The sequence below is a fragment of the Streptomyces spinosus genome (assembly GCF_020400655.1).
GTDB lineage: Bacteria > Actinomycetota > Actinomycetes > Streptomycetales > Streptomycetaceae > Streptomyces > Streptomyces argyrophylli.
In genome coordinates this window covers 1-379 of record NZ_JAINRC010000078.1, presented here as the reverse complement: position 1 = coordinate 379, position 379 = coordinate 1, and the positions used below count along the sequence as shown (strand labels likewise).

Sequence of the window (379 nt, the reverse complement as noted above, 5' to 3'; positions counted from 1 at the left end):
CCGCAAGAACCCCGACGGCCCGTACGGGGACTACTACATGTGGGCCGACGACGACAAGCAGTACCAGGACGCCCGGATCATCTTCGTCGACACCGAGGCGTCCAACTGGACCTTCGACCCGGTCCGCGGCCAGTACTACTTCCACCGCTTCTTCTCGCACCAGCCGGACCTGAACTACGAGAACCCGGCGGTGCAGGAGGAGATCCTGGCCGCCCTGCGGTTCTGGCTGGACCTCGGCATCGACGGCTACCGCCTGGACGCGGTGCCCTACCTCTACGCCGAGGAGGGCACCAACTGCGAGAACCTGCCCGCCACGCACGCCTTCCTGAAGCGGGTCCGGCGGGAGATCGACGCGATGTACCCGGACACCGTGCTGCTG

The 379-nt window shown here is 66.8% G+C and carries 1 protein-coding gene; it reads left to right on the top strand.

The window, feature by feature from the left end; translation table 11 throughout:
- A partial coding sequence (locus tag LG395_RS41000) for an alpha-amylase family glycosyl hydrolase (RefSeq protein WP_263983671.1) occupies positions 1–379 on the top strand: 379 nt, incomplete at both ends.